This is a genomic window from Nocardia sp. 852002-20019_SCH5090214, from assembly GCF_001665865.1.
Classification (GTDB): domain Bacteria; phylum Actinomycetota; class Actinomycetes; order Mycobacteriales; family Mycobacteriaceae; genus Nocardia; species Nocardia nova.
In genome coordinates, this window is sequence record NZ_LZMK01000037.1 from 1 (window position 1) to 18,001 (window position 18,001).

Annotated in this window: 13 protein-coding genes and 2 pseudogenes; 10 read left to right on the forward strand and 5 right to left on the reverse strand. The window is 66.4% G+C overall.

The features are described from left to right. Window positions 1-60: 60 nt before the first annotated feature. Window positions 61-4,689, forward strand: a pseudogene (locus tag A5780_RS04170) (amino acid adenylation domain-containing protein); the annotation flags it as partial. Between the two features lie 184 nt (window positions 4,690-4,873). Here A5780_RS04170 and A5780_RS04175 read toward each other — a convergent pair. Next, window positions 4,874-7,096: a hypothetical protein gene (locus A5780_RS04175; RefSeq protein WP_156769356.1), complete on the reverse strand. Its 2,223-nt coding sequence runs from the start codon at window positions 7,094-7,096 to the stop codon at window positions 4,874-4,876. Beyond that, the gene (locus tag A5780_RS04180) at window positions 7,093-7,929 is read right to left on the reverse strand and encodes a hypothetical protein (protein WP_156769357.1); all 837 of its coding nucleotides are present in this window, start codon (window positions 7,927-7,929) and stop codon (window positions 7,093-7,095) included. The genes A5780_RS04175 and A5780_RS04180 overlap by 4 nt, the downstream gene beginning before the upstream one ends. Window positions 7,930-8,770: 841 nt before the next feature. Here A5780_RS04180 and A5780_RS04185 point away from each other — a divergent pair. After that, the gene (locus tag A5780_RS04185) at window positions 8,771-10,501 is read left to right on the forward strand and encodes an FAD-dependent oxidoreductase (RefSeq protein ID WP_064907758.1); all 1,731 of its coding nucleotides are present in this window, start codon (window positions 8,771-8,773) and stop codon (window positions 10,499-10,501) included. Between the two features lie 25 nt (window positions 10,502-10,526). Here the strand turns inward: A5780_RS04185 and A5780_RS04190 are convergent. Continuing rightward, window positions 10,527-10,790 (reverse strand): annotated as a pseudogene (locus A5780_RS04190) (hypothetical protein); the annotation flags it as partial. 159 nt (window positions 10,791-10,949) lie between these two features. On the opposite strand from A5780_RS04190, the gene A5780_RS04195 reads away from it, so the two are divergent. The 4 genes from A5780_RS04195 (at window position 10,950) to A5780_RS04210 (ending at window position 13,221) form a co-directional block, all read left to right on the forward strand. Then, window positions 10,950-11,651 (forward strand): type 1 glutamine amidotransferase domain-containing protein, encoded by a 702-nt coding sequence (locus tag A5780_RS04195; protein ID WP_082857229.1) that lies wholly within the window; start codon window positions 10,950-10,952, stop codon window positions 11,649-11,651. Next, complete coding sequence (locus A5780_RS04200) at window positions 11,648-11,998, forward strand: UBP-type zinc finger domain-containing protein (protein ID WP_063016149.1); 351 nt, start codon at window positions 11,648-11,650, stop codon at window positions 11,996-11,998. Before A5780_RS04195 ends, A5780_RS04200 begins: the two co-directional genes overlap by 4 nt. A gap of 120 nt (window positions 11,999-12,118) precedes the next feature. Next, a complete protein-coding gene (locus A5780_RS04205; RefSeq protein ID WP_063016147.1) occupies window positions 12,119-12,673 on the forward strand; it encodes a flavodoxin domain-containing protein in 555 nt (184 codons plus the stop codon). 35 nt (window positions 12,674-12,708) lie between these two features. After that, window positions 12,709-13,221, forward strand: a complete 513-nt coding sequence (locus A5780_RS04210) for a flavodoxin domain-containing protein (RefSeq protein ID WP_197521660.1) — start codon at window positions 12,709-12,711, stop codon at window positions 13,219-13,221. A gap of 31 nt (window positions 13,222-13,252) precedes the next feature. Here the strand turns inward: A5780_RS04210 and A5780_RS04215 are convergent, their stop codons facing one another. Beyond that, entirely contained in the window at window positions 13,253-13,714 is a 462-nt protein-coding gene (locus A5780_RS04215; protein WP_063016143.1) for a cupin domain-containing protein, read from the reverse strand. A 76-nt stretch (window positions 13,715-13,790) separates the two neighbouring features. Here A5780_RS04215 and A5780_RS04220 point away from each other — a divergent pair, with 76 nt between their 5' ends. Further along, window positions 13,791-14,369, forward strand: a complete 579-nt coding sequence (locus A5780_RS04220; RefSeq protein ID WP_064907796.1) for a TetR/AcrR family transcriptional regulator — start codon at window positions 13,791-13,793, stop codon at window positions 14,367-14,369. 10 nt (window positions 14,370-14,379) lie between these two features. Here the strand turns inward: A5780_RS04220 and A5780_RS04225 are convergent, their stop codons facing one another. Further along, a complete protein-coding gene (locus A5780_RS04225; protein ID WP_064907761.1) occupies window positions 14,380-15,282 on the reverse strand; it encodes a LysR family transcriptional regulator in 903 nt (300 codons plus the stop codon). 79 nt (window positions 15,283-15,361) lie between these two features. Here A5780_RS04225 and A5780_RS04230 point away from each other — a divergent pair, with 79 nt between their 5' ends. From A5780_RS04230 to A5780_RS04240, 3 genes are all read left to right on the forward strand, one after another. Next, window positions 15,362-16,018: an SDR family oxidoreductase gene (locus tag A5780_RS04230; protein ID WP_064907762.1), complete on the forward strand. Its 657-nt coding sequence runs from the start codon at window positions 15,362-15,364 to the stop codon at window positions 16,016-16,018. Then, window positions 16,015-16,563 (forward strand): ester cyclase, encoded by a 549-nt coding sequence (locus A5780_RS04235; protein WP_064907763.1) that lies wholly within the window; start codon window positions 16,015-16,017, stop codon window positions 16,561-16,563. Before A5780_RS04230 ends, A5780_RS04235 begins: the two co-directional genes overlap by 4 nt. Window positions 16,564-16,742: 179 nt before the next feature. Beyond that, a complete protein-coding gene (locus A5780_RS04240) occupies window positions 16,743-17,969 on the forward strand; it encodes a cytochrome P450 (RefSeq protein WP_064907764.1) in 1,227 nt (408 codons plus the stop codon). Window positions 17,970-18,001 lie beyond the last annotated feature (32 nt).

Here is an 18,001-nt window from a genome sequence, read left to right on the forward strand (position 1 = left end):
TCGGTGACGCGTTCCACGTCCCCCGCGGTCGGTTCGACTCGCCGCCACAGCAGTTCGGCGAGGCGGGCCACCACCGCCGCCCGATTCGTACCCTGCCCGGCCGGCGAACCCGGCACCCGCATGTACCGCACCGGCGACCTCGTCCGCTGGAACACCCACGGCGACATCGAATTCGTCGGACGCAACGACTTCCAGGTCAAAGTCCGCGGCTACCGCATCGAACTCGGCGAAATCGACGCCGTCCTCGACGCCCGCCCCGACACCGCCTTCGCCGTCACCATCGCCCACCGGCAAGGCAACGCCCCCGCAATGCTGGTCACCTACGTCGTGCCCGCACCAGGCGCCACACCCACCGCCGCCCAACTCACCACCGCACTCGCCGACGCGCTCCCGCCCTACATGGTGCCCGCCGCCGTCATGATCCTCGACGCGATCCCACTGTCGCCCAACGGCAAACTCGACCGCAACGCACTACCCGAACCCATCCTGCACACCGAAACATTCCGCGCACCCGCCTCACCGGTCGAAGAAATCGTCGCCGGCATCTTCGCCGACCTCCTCGGCCTCGACACCACCATCGGCGCCGACGACAACTTCTTCGACCTCGGCGGCAACAGCCTCGTCGCCACCCGCGCCGCCGCCCGCATCGGCGCCGCCCTCGACACCCGCGTCCCCGTGTCGATGATCTTCGACGCGCCCACCGTCGCCAAACTCGCCGCCCGCGCCGAATCCCACGCCGACACCCGCCGCATCGCCCTCACCGAACAACCACGCCCACAACACATCCCACTGTCCTACGCACAACAGCGGATGTGGTTCCTCAACCGCTTCGAACCCGACACCCCCGCCTACAGCATCCCCATCGTCATCCGGCTCACCGGCCGCCTCGACACCCACGCCCTGCACGCCGCCATCGGCGACGTCATCACCCGCCACGAAGTACTGCGCACCATCTACCCGGCCGTCGACGGCGAACCCACCCAGAAAATCCTCCCGGCCACCGAAGCCGTCCCACCCCTCACCATCACCCGCATCCCCGAAACCGAACTCCCACACACCCTCTCGGCGCTACTGGCCACCGTCTTCGACGTCACCACCACCGTGCCGCTGCGCATCCGGCTCTACGAGATCGCCGACGACACCTGGATCCTCGCCCTCGTCGTCCACCACATCGCCGGCGACGGATCCTCCCTCGCACCACTGGCCCGCGACCTCACCCTCGCCTACACCGCACGACTCGACGGCGACGCCCCCGCCTGGCCGCCGCTGCCCGTCCAATACGCCGACTACGCCCTCTGGCAACGCACCGTCCTCGGCGGCGACGACGACCCCGACTCGCTGCTGCACGCCCAAATCGACTACTGGACAACCCAACTCGCCGACGTGCCCGCCCTGCTCGCCCTGCCGACCGACCGGCCGCGACCGCCCGTGCAAACCTACGCCGGCGCCACCGTCCCCCTCACCGTCGACCCCGAACTCCACGCCCGGCTGCAACACATCGCCCGCGCCCACAACACCACCCTGTTCATGGTGTTCCACGCCGCACTCGCCGCCGTCCTCGCCCGCCTCGCCGGCACCGACGACATCACCATCGGCACCCCCTACGCCGGACGCGGCGAACCCGAACTCGACGAACTCGTCGGCATGTTCGTCAACACCCTCGTCCTGCGCAGCCACCTGCGCACCGACATGACGTTCACCGACCTGCTCGACCAGGTCCGCGACACCGACCTCGCCGCCTTCGGACACGCCGACGTCCCCTTCGAACGACTCGTGCAAGAACTCAACCCGGCCCGCTCCCACGCCCACCACCCGCTGTTCCAGGTCATGCTCGCCTTCCAAAACCTCACCGGCACCGAATTCGAACTCCCCGAACTCACCCTCTCCGCCGTCGAAGCCGACATCGACACCTCACTGTTCGACCTGCAGATCACCGTCTCCGACAGCTACGACGACCACGGCGGCCCCGCCGGCATCACCGGCGGCATCACCTACGCCCGCGACCTGTTCGACCCCGACACCGTCACCGGCATCGCCGCCCGCCTCGACCGGTTGCTGCGCGCCCTCGTCGCCGACCCCACCGGCCTCGTCTACGACGTCGACCTGCTCGACGCCGACGAACACCACAACGTCGTCGACCGCTGGAACACCACCCACCACACCCTGCCCACCGACGAAACACTGACCTCCATGTTCGCCGACGCGGTACCGGCATACCGCGACCGCACCGCCGTCACCTACGGCGACCTGTCGCTGACCTACGCGCAGTTCTCCGCCCGCGTCAACCGGCTCGCCCGCTGGCTCATCACCCGCGGCGTCGGCCCGGAAAAGCTGGTCGCCGTGCGGATGCGCCGCTCGCTCGACCAGGTCACCGCCCTCTACGCCGTGCTCGCCGCCGGCGGCGGCTACGTCCCCGTCGACCCCGACCTGCCCGCCGACCGCATCGACTACATGCTGGCCACTGCCACACCCGTCGTCGTCCTGTCCACCCTCGACGACATCGACCTGTCCGCATTCGACGACACACCCGTCACCGACCACGACCGCCACGCCCCACTGCGACCGACCAACGTCGCCTACGTGCTGTTCACCTCCGGATCCACCGGCCGCCCCAAAGGCGTCGCCGTCCCGCACGGCGCCGCAGTCAACCAGATCCGCTGGCTCAGCGACGAATACGGCCTCGACGCGGACGATGTGGTCCTGCAGAAGACACCGGCCACCTTCGACGTCTCGGTGTGGGAACTGTTCGCCACCCTGGGCGTGGGCGCCCACCTCGTCATCGCCCGCTCCGACGGCCACACCGACCCCGCCTACCTCGCCGAAACCATTGCCGCACAACAGATCACGATCACCTCGTTCGTGCCGTCCATGCTCGCCGTCTTCGCCGAAGCCGCACCCGTCCGCACCCTGACCTCGCTGCGCGCACTGCTCATCGGGGGAGAGGCATTCGGGTCCGACACCGTCGCCGCCGTCCGGCGCGTGCTGCCCGACGTCGAACTGCACAACCTGTACGGGCCCACCGAATTCACCGTGCACGTCACCTCCCACCACGTCACCGACACCGACCAGGGCAGCGTGCCGATGGGCATGCCCGTCTGGAACGCGCGCGCCTACGTCCTCGACGCCCGGCTCAACCCGGTACCGCCCGGCGTGGCGGGGGAGCTGTACCTCGCCGGCACCCAGATCGCGCGCGGCTACCACGCCCGCCCCGTCCTCACCGCCGAACGGTTCGTGCCCGACCCCTACAACAACGGCGGACGCATGTACCGCACCGGCGACCTCGTGCGGCGCCGCCGCCGCGACGGCGAACTGGAATACCTGGGCCGCACCGACTTCCAGGTCAAACTGCGCGGACTGCGCATCGAACTCGGCGAAATCGAAACCGTGCTCGCCGAACACCCCGGCGTCGCCCGCGCCATCGCCGTCGTCCACTCCAGCGAGATCGCCGCCCAGCTCGTCGGGTACCTGGTGCCCGCCGCCGGCGCCACCGTCGACACCGCCGCGGTCCTCGCGCACGCCGCCGCCGAGTTGCCCAACTACATGGTGCCCAGCACCCTCATGGTGCTCGACACCGTGCCGCTCACCGCCTCCGGCAAACTCGACCGCGCCCGGCTGCCCGAACCGGTGGCCGCGGTAGGGGAGTTCCGCGAACCGTCGACCTGGCTCGAAGGTGAGGTCGCGCGCGCCTTCGAACACGTCCTCGGCCTCACCCACGTCGGCGCCGACGACGACTTCTACGCCCTCGGCGGCAACTCGCTGCGCTCGGTGCAGGTCGCCAGCGAACTCACCAAGGAACTCCACTTCGAGATCCCGCTGGGGTGGATGCTGTCGGATCCGAATCCGGCCGACCTGGCCAAGCGCATCGAAACCGGAATGAGCAACGGCCACCACGAATCCGGGCCGGCGGCATTCGGTCTGGACGTCGTGCTGCCGATCCGGACGGGCGGCAGCCGGCCACCGCTGTTCTGCATCCATCCCGCGTCGGGCCTGTCGTGGTGCTACTACACCTTCGGCGACCACCTTGCCGGCGACCGCCCGATCTACGGTCTGCAGGCGCCGCAGATCGGTGGGGAAGTGCCGGGCCCGCAAACGTTCGAGGAGATCGCGCGCCGCTACTTCCAGGAAATCCGCGCCCTCCAGCCGCACGGGCCCTACCATCTGCTCGGCTGGTCGCTGGGCGGGCAGATCGCACACGCCGTCGCCGCCGAAATGCGTTCGGCCGGTGAGGAAGTCGCATTGCTGGCGCTGCTGGACGCCGAGGCCGAAGGGATCGACGCCACGGAGGTCACCGAGGCCACGCCAGGGGAGCTGATCAGCAATCTCGGTCCGGTCATGGGCATCGACGTCGTCGGCGCCGACGCGACCGCGGAAGAGGCCGCCGAACTGATCCGGCAGCAGCTGGGGGACAGCTTCGCCATCGACGCCGCGACCATCGAACGCATGACCGACGCCTACAACCTGTCCATCCGCGCCGCGAGCGCCTGGCAGCCACCGGTCATCGATGCCGACATGCTGTATTTCACCGCCACGACGGACCGGCGTGACGACGCCGCGGGCCACGAGGGTTGGGCCCGGTTCGTCACCGGTCAGATCTCCAACGTCGACATCGCGGCCGAGCATCTGGCGATGACCGAACCCGGGGTGGTCGCCGAGATCGCGAAGATCCTCAATCGTCGGCTGGATCGGTGAGGGGATCGGGCCCCGGGGACCGCGACTGCCGTGCCGTTACTGGTAACCCTGCGTACTCGATCCCTGCATAATCGTTCTACCCCTGACGACTGCCCGGATGAAAAGCCATCGTGATCGTGTTCGACCATTCTCCGAGCGTATCGGTCGGTCCGTGCCGTGTGTATGCCGATAGGCTTTAACGCGATCAGACCAGACTTCCCTTCTGCAGTACCACCAGAGAGTTTGCGATGGCTCGCTGGATCACCTCAGGAACGCCACCGTCGTCATCGTTGACGAAGACCCTTACGTCGTTCTCTGCCCGGCTGATCCCGAGGTAGAGGAGCGACAACAGTCGGGTAATCTCGCTCGGCGTGCGCGATCCATGACTCAGATCGGGAATCCCGGCGACCAGCACGGTGCCGAATTGGAGTCCGGCGAGATACTCAGCGGGGCCGACTACCAGTCCGCGCTTTCGATACCCCAGGCCTTCTACGTCCCCACGCCCAGCGATAGTTGAAACGTGATACTTTTGGGACTGGTCTATCAGCGACGCAAGTTCACTAAACCGACTCCACTGTCGAGTATCGACGACCGCCAGCGCAATCGTCCCCGTCTGATACCGGTCGTGTATTGCTCGAACGATGTCGGTCTCTTCGCCAGTACGGCTGGCGGAAGTAACTAGCGTTGGCACCGGCCCATTCTCACGTGCAGACTCGACCGAGCTGAAATCGATATTCCAATCGCGACCCAAGTCCAACGTAGGAAACTCGTGGTGGACATGTTTTACCAGTCGAAGGATCTGCGGCGTATACCTGTGGACGTGGTTCAATTCGAAGCTCGTGACCTCCCCGAGACCGTCGCCAGCCTCAAGCGAGGCTGAGGACCTGGTGCCGTCGGATGCCAAGCCGATGAATGCCTCTGATGGTGACTGCCGGGGATCGAGGGCCATGAAGATTCTTGGATACACCGTCACATCGCGGGAAAGGTAGTGAAGAACCTGCCGCTCCAAGGGGTTAAAAAGGTGGAACTCGTCTACAAAGATCAGGTCATACCCTTTGTCGCGCCGTGACCGGTTCCAGGAGTGTTTCTGAAGGTCGTTCAAGAGATCCGCAAGTACTTGGTCGCTAGTCCAGAGTCCGCGAGCGTCGAGGCTGTCCATATAACGGCTATACAACTCGAAAATCACTCGCATGTCGGCGCGACCTGAGAGGGGAAGCATCCACGATGCACGCTCCAAGTTGAAATATCGGCTCTCTGAGCCGGCGCCTGGGAAAATTGCCGCAGCGCCTATGACAGAGCCGAACTCGATCAGGAGATCCCAGGCAAGTGCCAGTCGCTCGTCCGAGTCCGACGAATCAAATCGATCGCGCAGCGATGGGTTGACATCAGCCTTATAGGTGATCCAGTCACCTGCGACGAAATCACTAAGTAGGTCCAGGATCTCATCAAGCTGTGCCTGCTTTCCGCTGAAGCTGTCATCACCGATGAGTTTGTACGAGCCGTCGCTATTCCCACCTGGTGAGATCTCTGCTGCGATCTCCAACAATGGAAAGGCATCGATCTCGTGCAACGACCCAAGACCGAATGCATCGGTGGAATCCGCAATCTCCGTCGCCAGTGACCAGCTGTGGGTGACCATAAGAATCCTGAGTTGCTCGCCGGATTCGCGGGCTTTGAGGAGCTCGTAAACAGCCTTTAACGTGAGGGTCAGTGTTTTGCCAGAGCCCGCAGGACCGCGGAGTCGGATGGATCTGTCGGAGGGAGCGAGCACAAACGCACGTTGATCGGCACTGATGGCTTCCATCCATTGGCCGTAGGTCCAATTTTGTGTCGCGGCGCGTTCGAGCTCTGGTAGGGCGATTTCAACGTCAGACGGTTGAGGGCGCTTCGCGGCCTCAAAGTGTATCGCTGCGGCCCCCGCAGCTTCGATCCACTCGTTGTTCCGCAGGGGGTTCGGCGGCTTCGTGGCATCGAACTCCTCTAGACTCGTCTTCTCGTCAGATGTTGTCGCCTCCCAGAAGACGACATCTGAGCTGTCACCTGTCAATACTTCGGCAATCCAGCGTGTTGTTTCCGTGTCCCGCCCCGGCACTGCGAAGAACGCCATCAAGTTGTTGTGTTTGTACTGGCGCCAGGCTCGGGGCAATGTGATCGGACCTGCCGTCCGCGCGCGCTCGGCGAATGCGGCCATCCGGCTAAGCACCGCCCGACGATCAACTCTGAGATGGTCCGGGACGAAGGGGTCGCTAATGAATGAGTCTCGAACGACTACGACGCGCTGATCGCCGGCATAATCACTGTTCGTGAGCAAGTAATCGGCACCTACACCTTCCCACGAGAACAGGGAAGTCGAGGTTGAAATGGCAGACGGAGCCACGCCGGTTGCCAGCTCCTTAAGGGCACTTGCTGTCGTAACCAATGGCTTCACGAAATGTCCTCTACGAGTAGGTCCGAGTGAAGGTTACGCATCTCTTCGTATGCGTCAGGTAGGCCAATCGCCGTAAACACGAGCCCAAACCGCTGCGCAATTGCATGGGTGAAATTGTCTTGCAGCCGGGATAATCTGCGGTATTCCATTACCTTGCGTGAAGGACTAAGCGCCACTCGGGGCTCCCAGATCTGTTCCAGATGTCGCAAATAAACGAAGTATCCGTAGTCGTGGCCGTCGGCGATCGCCGACAGGAATAGTGCGTCACCAGGCGGATTCTTGAAGACGTTCTGGAGTGTGTTAACTATCTTCCTTCTCAGGTTCTTCTCGCTTTGAGGGTTTGGTAATTGGAGCTGTGCTTGGACCAGAATGTTCGTTGTTTCAGCGAGTGACGACTCGCTCATACCTAGTGCGCGAATGGCATCAAACATGCCGCGTACGGTGTCGTGCTCGTCAGCTGGAATTGGCAGAGACGTCAGAATTCTTTCGGTGGACTGCTCGGTGGGCCACTCTCTCAGGCGCGCCTCCGAGATGCTGATCGTTCCCAGTTTTGATAGCAAATCTTGTAGGCTCTTCGTAAGGTCAACGACTGCCTTACTACGGAGCTTTGGTATCTGGAGTTTGACAAGGTATTCGTCCTTGGTTAACAACGGTACGCACGTCACCCTACCGTGATGCTTGTTATGTGCGAAATCGCAATCTGCTGTCATCACCAGCAAATGCCGATTCCAGACAGTCGAATCATCTGCTACGCGCTCCAAAATGTCACCCTGCCGAAGGGGCTCCGTGATTGCGATTGATCGATACTCGACAAAACTGTTCGTTCCAACCATCGTGTCTACTTCCGAATTTCATGAAAAAGACTCAGAGCGCGCGGCCTTAACCTTGCGCGAGCACCGCGCGATCTTGAATCATCGTTGATTCGACTTAAACGGTTTGCCTCTTGCGGAGCTGGCGAGGAATTAGCCGCTGAATGCTGCGTCAGATGGCGTGCGCACCCTTCGTGTTGTGTGCTGATTGCATCGTTCAGGAGTACTCGCGCACGTAGCCGAGAGCTTTCTCGAAAACGTCGTTGCAAGGCCGTCGTGGACGAGGTAATACCGGGCCTGCCCTTCTTCTCGTGCGGACCTGACGAGATTACACTCAGTCTCGTCGGGGCGGAGGCGGTCATTGGTTTCGTCTGTAATATGCAGTAGTTGACTTGACATAATGTAGATTATCGGCGCAATGGAACGGGTGTCGGAGGCTGCATTTACCGTTGCGTGTCAGCATGTTTCGGCATCCGTCTCCCACGCTCGGCCGCGCTGCTCGGCTGTCCCGCATGCTGTCGACATTCGCGTTCGGCGCCGCCGTCTCGCGTAAATCTGCCGAATCCCTCCTGATGAACTTTTTCGCCGCCGGTCCAATTTGCCGGAAAATTTACTGGCGCGTCCATCGGGTAGATCCCGCTCCTATCGGCCACTTCCCTAGCTTCCCATTCCCGTCGTGAAACGTCACAGTGACGTATTGGGGGCGCTGGGCCCCGGTCTGCCGCCGACGGATCCGATACACATCACCGCGCGCCTCCCGCACGTCTTGTGATTCGAAGGCAGTGCGCACCGCCCGGTTTGGTACCCGCCACGAGACCGTCGCGGCCGCGGTGGTGACTTGTTAGCGTCCTCGGTAGGAGGTGTCATGAAGGCAGCGCGGCCTTTCGATGTCGATGTGGTGATCGTCGGATCCGGATTCGGCGGCAGTGTGACGGCATTGCGATTGGTGGAGAAGGGATATTCGGTCGCGGTACTCGAGGCCGGGCGACGCTACGAAGACGCCGACTTCGCCACCACGAGCTGGGATCTGCGGCGATATCTGTGGGCGCCGGCACTGGGCTGCTACGGCATCCAGCGAATCCACCGGCTGCGCGACTGCTTCATCCTCGCCGGCGCCGGAGTCGGCGGCGGCTCGCTCAACTACGCCAACACCCTCTACAAACCGGGGCGCGCGTTCTTCGAGGACCGGCAGTGGGCCGAGATCACCGACTGGGACGCCGAACTCACCCCGCACTACGACCAGGCCCGGCGCATGCTCGGTGTCGTGGAGAATCCGCACACCACCCCGGCCGATGAGATCATCCGCTCGGTGGCCGAGGATATGGGCGTCGCCGATACTTACGTCCCGACGCCGGTCGGCGTGTACTTCGGCGAGCCCGGAGTCGTGAGCGCAGACCCCTATTTCGGTGGCGTCGGACCGGAGCGCACGGGGTGTATCGAATGCGGCGAGTGTATGACCGGTTGCCGGCACGGCGCGAAGAACACGCTGGTCAAGAACTATCTCGGTTTGGCTGAAAGCGCTGGGGCGCAGATACATCCGATGACGACGGTGACCGCGCTGCGACCGCAGGACGACGGCAGCTGGCGCGTCGACACGCGCCGGACGGGCCGATTGCGGGGTGGCAAGCGCAGCTTCTCGGCGCGGTACGTGGTGCTGGCGGCGGGGACCTGGGGTACGCACCGGTTGCTGTTCCGGATGCGTGATACGGGGGTGCTGCCGGCGCTCTCGCCGCAGCTGGGCGTGCTGACCCGCACGAATTCGGAGGCGATTCTGGGCGCGGGCCGCACCCGGGTGCACACCGGCCTGGATCTGACGGCGGGTGTGGCGATCACCTCGTCGTTCCATCCGACCGCCGATACCCATATCGAGCCGGTGCGCTACGGCAAGGGCTCGAACACGATGGGGTTGTTGCAGACCTATCTGGTCGACGGCGGGAAGGCCGTGCCGCGGTGGGTGCGGGTGCTGGCGATCGCGGCCACCCATCCGGTGCGGACGGTGCGGTTGCTGCGGACGCGGCGCTGGAGTGAGCGGACGTTGATTCTGCTGGTGATGCAGAGTCTGGACAATTCGATCACCACGTTCACCCGGCGCGGGCTGTTCGGTCGCCGCTACACCAGCAGACAGGGCTACGGCGAGCCGAATCCGTCGTGGATTCCGGCCGGGCACGAGGTGACGCGGCGGGTGGCCGGCAAACTCGGCGCCACGGCGGGCAGTACCTGGCCGGATATTTTCGGTGTGCCGATGACGGCGCATTTCATCGGTGGGTGCGTGATCGGCGGCGACCGCGAGCACGGTGTGATCGATCCGTATCACCGTGTGCACGGTTATCCGACGTTGAGCATCGTGGACGGGTCGGCGATTTCGGCGAATCTCGGTGTGAATCCTTCGTTGACGATCGCCGCTCAGGCCGAGCGGGCGGCGTCGATGTGGCCGAACAAGAACGAGCGGGATTCGCGTCCGCCGATGGATCTGCCCTACCGGCGCATCGATCCGGTCCCGCCGGTGGCGCCGGTGGTTCCGCCCTCCTCCCCTGCCGCGTTGCGGCTGCCGATCGTGGAGGTCCGTCACACGGCCGCGGATGGCCGCCCGGCCTGAACCGGCGCGGCTGCGGTTCTGGGCGTCAACGTGTGAGGCGCCCCAACAGTGCTGAGGCACAGGCGATTCCGAGGAGGGCGGCCAGGACGAGGACGCCGAAGTCGGTCCACAGGTCGGCGGTGCCGCCGACGAGCAGGCCGCGCAGGGCGTCGACCTCGTAGCTGAGCGGGTTGACGTGGCTGACGGCGTCGCGGTCCCAGATCAGTTGGATGCCGTAGAAGATCGCGATGAACAGCGCCGATTGGGCGATGATGCCGGGTGCGAGGAAGTCCAGGTAGGGCATGTCGCCGTATTTTCCTGTGAGTCTCCTCCGGGTTCCGGGGCGGCTCCGGCGATCACTCCTGTGTTACGTTGTGATCGACATCACGCGGCCGGCGGTGTTCCCGGATTGGACGCCAGTGATCTCGGACGGCCGGTCGCCCATCGCACGGACCGGAAGGAGATCGCTGTGGCCACCGACCGGATTCTGGTCATCGTCACCAATGCCGGAGAGTACGAGAAGGTCGGCTATCGGACCGGGCTGTGGCTCGGCGAGCTGACCCATTTCTACGACTATGTCACCGAGCAGGGCTATACCGTCGACATCGCCAGTCCCGCAGGCGGATTCGTGCCCATCGACCCGGAGAGCCTGGCGCACGACGTCCTGGCCGACCTCGGCACCGACCGCCGTTACCGCGACCGGGAATTCATGGATCTGCTCGACCGTACGCGCAGCATCGGCGAGGTCGAGGTCGAGGATTACGACGCGATCTACTTCACCGGCGGGCACGGGGTCATGTTCGACTTCGGCGGCGACGATCTCGGCGCGCTGACCGCGGCGTTCCACGACAGCGGCCGTGTGGTGTCGGCGGTGTGCCACGGGCCGGTCGGTTTGCTGAACGTCCCGCTGGAAAGCGGGGCCGCGCTGATCGCCGGGCGGCGGGTGACCGGGTTCTCGTGGCCGGAGGAGGAAGCCGCCCAACGTGCGGACGCGGTACCGTTCAACCTTCAGGACGAACTCGTGAAAGTGGGCGCCGACTACAGCATGGCCGACGAGCCGTTCGGGGTTCACGTCGTGACGGACGGGCGGCTGATCACCGGTCAGAATCCCGCCAGTGCCCGCGGCGTGGCCGAAGCTGTGGTCGCGGCCCTGAGAGGAGATCAGCGGTGAGCGATTCCGGCAGCGATATCGATGTCGAGGTGCCCGCCAGCGGGACCGGTTGCGCGGAGTGTGTGGCCGCCGGCGGCTGGTGGGTGCATCTGCGTCGGTGCGCGCGCTGCGGGCACGTGGGTTGCTGCGACACCTCCCCCGCCCAGCACGCCACCGCCCACTTCCGCAGCACCGGCCATCCGATCATCCAGAGCTTCGAACCGGGTGAGGACTGGTTCTACGACTACCGCGACGGTGCGGTCGGTGAGGGTCCGCAATTGGCGCCGCCGACCAGCCGTCCGGAGACGCAGCCGGTGCCGGGGCCGGCGGGGAAGGTGCCCGCCGACTGGCAGGACCATATCCACTGACGCAGGCGCGGCGCCGGGCCCCGGTGGTGTGGCGAGGCCGCCCACTGGGGACGTTCGTCCTCATCGCATGAGGTACGCCGCCTCTGGGAGGGGTCGCGCGCCGGGGTGCAGGCTCGACGTATGACTCACGAAACTGTTCGCATCGCAGTCGTTTTCGCCACCGCGCAGGGCTCGACCCGTGAGATCGCCGACTATATCGGGGCGGCGCTGGCCAACCGCGGAGCGGATGTGGAGGTCGCCGATGTGGCGCATGCGCCCGAGTTGTCGCGGTTCGACGCGGTGATCCTCGGCAGTGCCGTGCACAACATGGATGTGCTTCCCGAGATGTCGGGGTTCGTTCGGAGTCATCGCTACGAGCTGGCCGCGACGAATGTGTGGCTGTTCACCGTGGGGCTCGGACCGGCGCTGCGGGGGCCGCTCGGGCGGCGGATGGGCAGAATCGTGCCGCCGAAGATCGCCGCGTTGCGCGATTCGATCCATCCGGTCGGCTACCGCGCCTTCGCGGGCCATTTCGAGAACGTGGGGGTGTCGTTGAAGGCGCGGATCATTTACCGCCTGCTCGGCGGGGGTCGCTTCGGTGACCTGCGCGACTGGCCCGCGATCGGCGAATGGACGGCCACGATCGGCCGGATCCTGCTTCTGCCCCAGCCCGCCGCGAATATCGCCTATCCGTAGTCCGCCCCTTGCGGCCGGTGAGAGGAAGGTGCGCCGTGACATCGGAACCTGTTCTCGTGGCGTACGGCTCCACACGGGGCGGTACTGCCGAAATGGCGGAGTGGATCGGCGAGTCGCTGCGCTCGGCCGGTGTCGACGCCGAGGTCCGCAATGCGCGTGAAGTCCGCTCCCTCGACGGCTATGGGGCGGTGGTCCTCGGCGGTGCGCTCTACACCGGTCGCTGGCATCGTCACGCCCGCCGCTTCGCCCGTCGTTTCGCGCGGCAGATGCGCATGCGGCCGGTCTGGCTGTTCGCCAGTGGGCCGCTGGACGACTCGCTCACCTCCGGCGGTCCCGAAAAGGTGCCGGGGGTCAAAGCCGTCGAGCGAGCCGCCCGTCGCGTGAATGCCCGGGATTACACGATTTTCGGTGGCCGCCTGCAGGCCGATGCCCACGGTTTCCCGGCCGCGGCGATGGCCAAGACGGTGGCGGGCGATTTCCGTGACCCCCAGCATGTGCGCGAGTGGGCGAGCGGTCTGGCCGCCGAGCTCGTTCCGGGCCCGCGTTGATCGCTGCGCCGGGCCCGTATCGGGCTGTCGTTCAGGACTCCTCGTAGCGGATGCTGTGGGCCGCGGCGATGGGGTTGATCTTGCGTGGGTCGAGCGCGCCGTCGGTGAGCACGGTGGGTCCCGCGTCGAACAGATCTTCCAGATAGCATTCCCATCCGCCCGGTGACGATATCTGGATCACTGTGGGCGGCGGGTTCGAGACCGCGCGCAGGGCGTGCGGGATGCCGTGCGGCAGCAGGACGAACGTTCCGGCGGGCGCGACGTACGACCGGTCGTCGAAGTCGACGCCGAGTTCACCGCTGAGCACATAGATGGCTTCGTCGGCCACCTCGTGGGTGTGTCGCGGGATGTCGCGGGCCAGGGTCACCTCGAGCAGGGAGAACCGGCCCTCGGTGTCGGCGGTGGTGGCCTTGACCGCGAAGGCGGGCGGCATCGGAATCCGGCCCGGGCGTACCTGGCCCGGGGCCAGTCGGAGAAATCTGTTGTGCGGCATCGTGTGCTACCCTTCCGGCGACAAAACGGAATCGGAATCCGCTTCCGTCTAGATGGTAGCCGGAAAGGACGCACGGATGTCAACGCCCCCGACGCCACGAAAGACACGCGCCGACGCGGCACGCAACCGCGACCGCCTCCTCGAGGCTGCTCGGGAATTGTTCGCCGAGAAGGGCTCTCAGGTGCAGTTGCCCGACGTGGCGCGCGCGGCGGGTGTCGGGGTCGGCACGGTCTATCGCCACTTCCCCACCCTCGCGGAACTGGTCGACGCGGCCGCCGAACAGCGCTTCGCGCAGATCGAGAACTACGCGCGCACAGAATGTCTCACGCATGCCGGTGCCGGCGAGGGGCTGCGACGCTATCTGATGCATGTCGGTGAGCTGCTCAGCGCCGATCGCGGCCTGTCCGCAGCCGTCGAAGCCGCCCGCCGCTCGCCCGGTAGCGAGCCGCGCGGAATGTCTCGCGCCCGGCTGGAAGCCGTTGTCGGCGAGATCATCGCGGGCGATCGCGAGGCCGGTGCGCTGCGGCAGGACTGCACCGCCGCGGACGCCTACCTGCTCGTCGGTGCGATCTCGGCGACGATCCGCACGGGCAGCGGGGACTGGCGGCGCCTGCTCGACCTGATGCTCGACGGCCTACGGCCGCGTACGTCGTAGCCGTCGCGGATCAGCCGAGTTGTCGTGCGGCCGAGGGGTTCACGGGGACACCGCGGTCGACGAGGTCGGCGGCGAAACGGCGCAGCAGTGGATCGGCGGGGGTGGCGAGCAGGCAGACGAGATCGCGGGACACGCTGGGGTGCAAGCGTTTCAGGGTCGCGGGCAGGCCGGGGCCCAGAGCGGTGACGGGGACCAGGGCGATGCCGAGTCCGGCCGCGGCCAGTTGTGCCGCGGTGCCGGCCTGCCGGGTGCGCATGACCGGGCTGAGGGTGACGCCGTGGACCGCGGCTCGGGCGTCGAGCCAGCCGGCGAGGCCGTTGTCGGGGTGGTAGTGCACCACCGGTTGGTCGTGGAGGTCGTCGAAGCCGAGCCGATCCTGCCGGGCCAGGGCGTGGTCGGCGGGGAGGACCGCCACGATCTCCTCGGTGCCGACGAGTTCGGATGCGCCGGTCCAGCGAGTCGGCCGCGGCCCCAAAGCCAGGTCGGCCGTTCCGGATTCGAGGTGGCGGACGAGGTCGTCGGCGCTGGTGGCCTCGGTGAGCGTCACGTGCACCGCGGGGTGGCGACGCAACCAGGTACGCAGTACGGGAGCGAGCAGACTCGCGGTCAGGCTCTCCGCACAGGCCAGTCGCAACAGGCCGCCTTCGCCCCGGGCCGCGGCCCGCCCGCCGTCGACGACGCGAGCGGCCGCGGTCAACGCCGCACGGGCGTCGGCTTCGATAGCGCGGCCGATGGCGGTGGCGCGCACCCCGCGCGGGAGCCGTTGCAGCACCGGTGCCCCGATCTCGCGTTCGAGCGCCGCCAACTGGTGCGACAGCGCGGGCTGTGACATGTGCAGTGCGGTGGCGGCGTCGGTGATCGAGCCGGCGTCGAGCACGGCGAGGAGGCATTCCAGTGCCCGCAGCGTTGGCATTCGTACATCCTATGGCAGCGATCGAAAACATTCATTCGGCGAAGGGATTATCCGGCGCTGTCGCGCTGCTGAACCGGGCATGACAACGCTGCAAGACAAGAAGATGGTCATCGTCGGCGCCGGATCGGGCATCGGCCGTCGTCTGGCCGCCGACGCCGAAGCACAAGGAGCGCAGGTGATTTCGGTCGGCCGGCCCGAACTGGACCTGGCCGACGAGGCAACCGTGCGTGCCGTGGCCGAACGTATCGGCGAGGTGGACTACCTGGTGTCACCGGCCGCCGACCACGCCAACGGTCCGGTCACCACACTCGGCCACGATGCGGTGCGCCGCGCCTTCGACGCCAAGGTGATCGGGCCGATCCTGCTCGCCAAACACTTCGCTCCGCGATTCCGCGCCGGAGGTGCGATGCTGCTGTTCTCCGGTGTCGCGGCGTGGCGACCGTCCCCGGGACGGTCGGTCATGGCCACCACCAACGCCGCGGCCGCCGCTCTGGCCGAGGCGCTGGCGGTCGAGCTGGCGCCGGTGCGCGTCACCGCGATCTCCCCCGGCATCGTCGACTCGGGCGTGTGGGACGGCCCCGGCAAGGAGGAGTTCTTCCGGACCGTCGCCGATCGCAATCCGGCTCGCCGGGTCGGGACACCGGCCGACATCTCCGCCGCGGCACTGCTGGCGCTGACCAACCCCTTCCTCACCGGCACCACCCTGCATGTCGACGGCGGCGGGAGACTGGCATGAGGATCGCGCTGTTCGTCTGCGCCGCACTGCTTCTGGGTGCCTGCTCGGCGCAGCCGCCGCACCCGGCCGACCCCGTCGACCGTTCCGGCGACCTGGTCGTACCGCGCGCCGTGCACATCGACGGCGGACTCGACGCCGACCGGGCCGCACGCGAAGTTCGTGCGGCACAACGGCTCTACACCTTCTGGAACACCGGCAACGTCGACTACCTCCAGCAGGCTGTCACACCGTCGTTCCGGGACAACACCCTGCCGCCGGGCCGGCCGCAGGGACCGGCCGGACCCGCCGCGGCGTCGAAGGCCTTCCGCGCCGCCGTCCCCGACCTCACCTGTGAGCTGTCGGATCTGTACGTCACCGGGGACACCCTCACGGCCCGGCTGGTCTTCCGCGGCCATTTCACCGGCAGCTACAACGGGGCCGGCGGTTCCGGGCAGGCCGTCGAATTCGACGCCATCGACATCCAGCACCTCGGCGACGACCACGCCCGGATCGTCGAGGATTGGCATATCGAGGACAACCTGAGGTTCCTGCGCCAGATCGGGTAGACACCGTGACCGGCCGTCCCGATCGGCAGGGTGGGACCGAGCGCTCCCAATATCGCCTTACGGCCGGATTGACACCTGTAAGGTGCAGGCTGCCGGGGTCGTGCGACGGCGCCCGGCAGCCGCCGACAGGCGATCTCGTGATGTGGGCAAGCGTGATGTGGGCAAGGAGGTGACACGTCGTGCACGAGGACATCGACCTCACCGACCTGGACCGGTTCACCAACGGCTTCCCACACCGGATATTCGATCGGCTGCGGCGCGAAACGCCGGTCTGGTTCCATCCGCCCACCGCGCACAGCCCCGGCGGCGACGGTTTCTGGGTGCTCAGCCGATACGCCGACATCGTCGCCGCGGCCACCGACACCACGGTATTCTCCTCCGAATCCGGCGGCGGACGCGACGGCGGCGGCACCACGCTCGAGGATATGCCGCTGGGTGTGCCGGTCGGGGCGCTGCTGAACATGATGGACGATCCCCGCCACGCGAAAATCCGTCGCCTGCTCGCCCCCAGCACCACTCCCCGAGCGCTGCGGCGGATCGAGAACGACCTGCGCCGGCGCGCGGCCGATATCGTCGACGCGGCCGTGGCGAAGGGAGACTGCGACTTCCTCACCGACGTGGCCGCGGAACTGCCGCTGCAGGCCGTCGCCGAACTGGCCGGTGTGCCGCAAGCCGATCGCCACGAACTGATGAACTGGGCGAACGTCACCCTGGACTACGACGGCCGCGAAGTCGGTGAGGTCGACGACCGTCTCGCTCGGGCGCAGGCTCGCATGTTCGCCTATGCCGCGGATCTGCTGCAGCGCAAACGCGTCGCGCCGGGTGAGGATCTGCTGTCGGTGATCACGCACGCACTCGTCGACGACGAGCCGCTGACCGATGCCGAACAACACCTGTTCCTGTCCCTCGTCGTGGCCGCGGGCAGCGAGACGACACGCAACTCCATCGCCATCGGCACGGCCGCGCTCAGCGAATCGCCACAGCTGTGGAAACGGTTGCAGCAGGACAGGTCTCGGCTGCCGGCTGCCGTGGAGGAGATGCTGCGCTGGGCGTCCTCGACGCCCTACAACCGGCGCACGGCCACCGCGGACGTGTGGATCGGCGGCCACCGCATCGCCGCCGGTGACAAGGTCACGCTGTGGTGGGCCTCGGCCAACCGCGACGACAGTGTGTTCACCGACCCGCATCGCTTCGACATCACCCGAAACCCCAACCCGCACGTGGCGTTCGGGCGCGGCGCGCACTTCTGCCTGGGCGCGTCGCTGGCGCGGATGGAAATGCGGGTCATGTTCGACGCGCTGCTGGATCGGGTCGAAACCCTCACTCCGCGTGGGCCCGTCGAGTACGTCCGCAGCAACAAACACACCGGTATCCGGCATATGCCGGTCACGATCGGCGCCCGATGAGAGCCGCGCGGCCCGTGGGTGACCCGCCCGAG

Bases quoted from the DNA above. Each gene is read 5' to 3' on its own strand.
- A5780_RS04180 (WP_156769357.1), bottom strand. From the start codon at position 7,929: ATGGTTGGAACGAACAGTTTTGTCGAGTATCGATCAATCGCAATCACG.
- A5780_RS04215 (WP_063016143.1), bottom strand. From the start codon at position 13,714: ATGCCGCACAACAGATTTCTCCGACTGGCCCCGGGCCAGGTACGCCCG.
- A5780_RS04205 (WP_063016147.1), top strand. From the start codon at position 12,119: ATGACTCACGAAACTGTTCGCATCGCAGTCGTTTTCGCCACCGCGCAG.
- A5780_RS04220 (WP_064907796.1), top strand. From the start codon at position 13,791: ATGTCAACGCCCCCGACGCCACGAAAGACACGCGCCGACGCGGCACGC.
- A5780_RS04230 (WP_064907762.1), top strand. From the start codon at position 15,362: ATGACAACGCTGCAAGACAAGAAGATGGTCATCGTCGGCGCCGGATCG.
- A5780_RS04235 (WP_064907763.1), top strand. From the start codon at position 16,015: ATGAGGATCGCGCTGTTCGTCTGCGCCGCACTGCTTCTGGGTGCCTGC.
- A5780_RS04225 (WP_064907761.1), bottom strand. From the start codon at position 15,282: ATGCCAACGCTGCGGGCACTGGAATGCCTCCTCGCCGTGCTCGACGCC.
- A5780_RS04185 (WP_064907758.1), top strand. From the start codon at position 8,771: ATGAAGGCAGCGCGGCCTTTCGATGTCGATGTGGTGATCGTCGGATCC.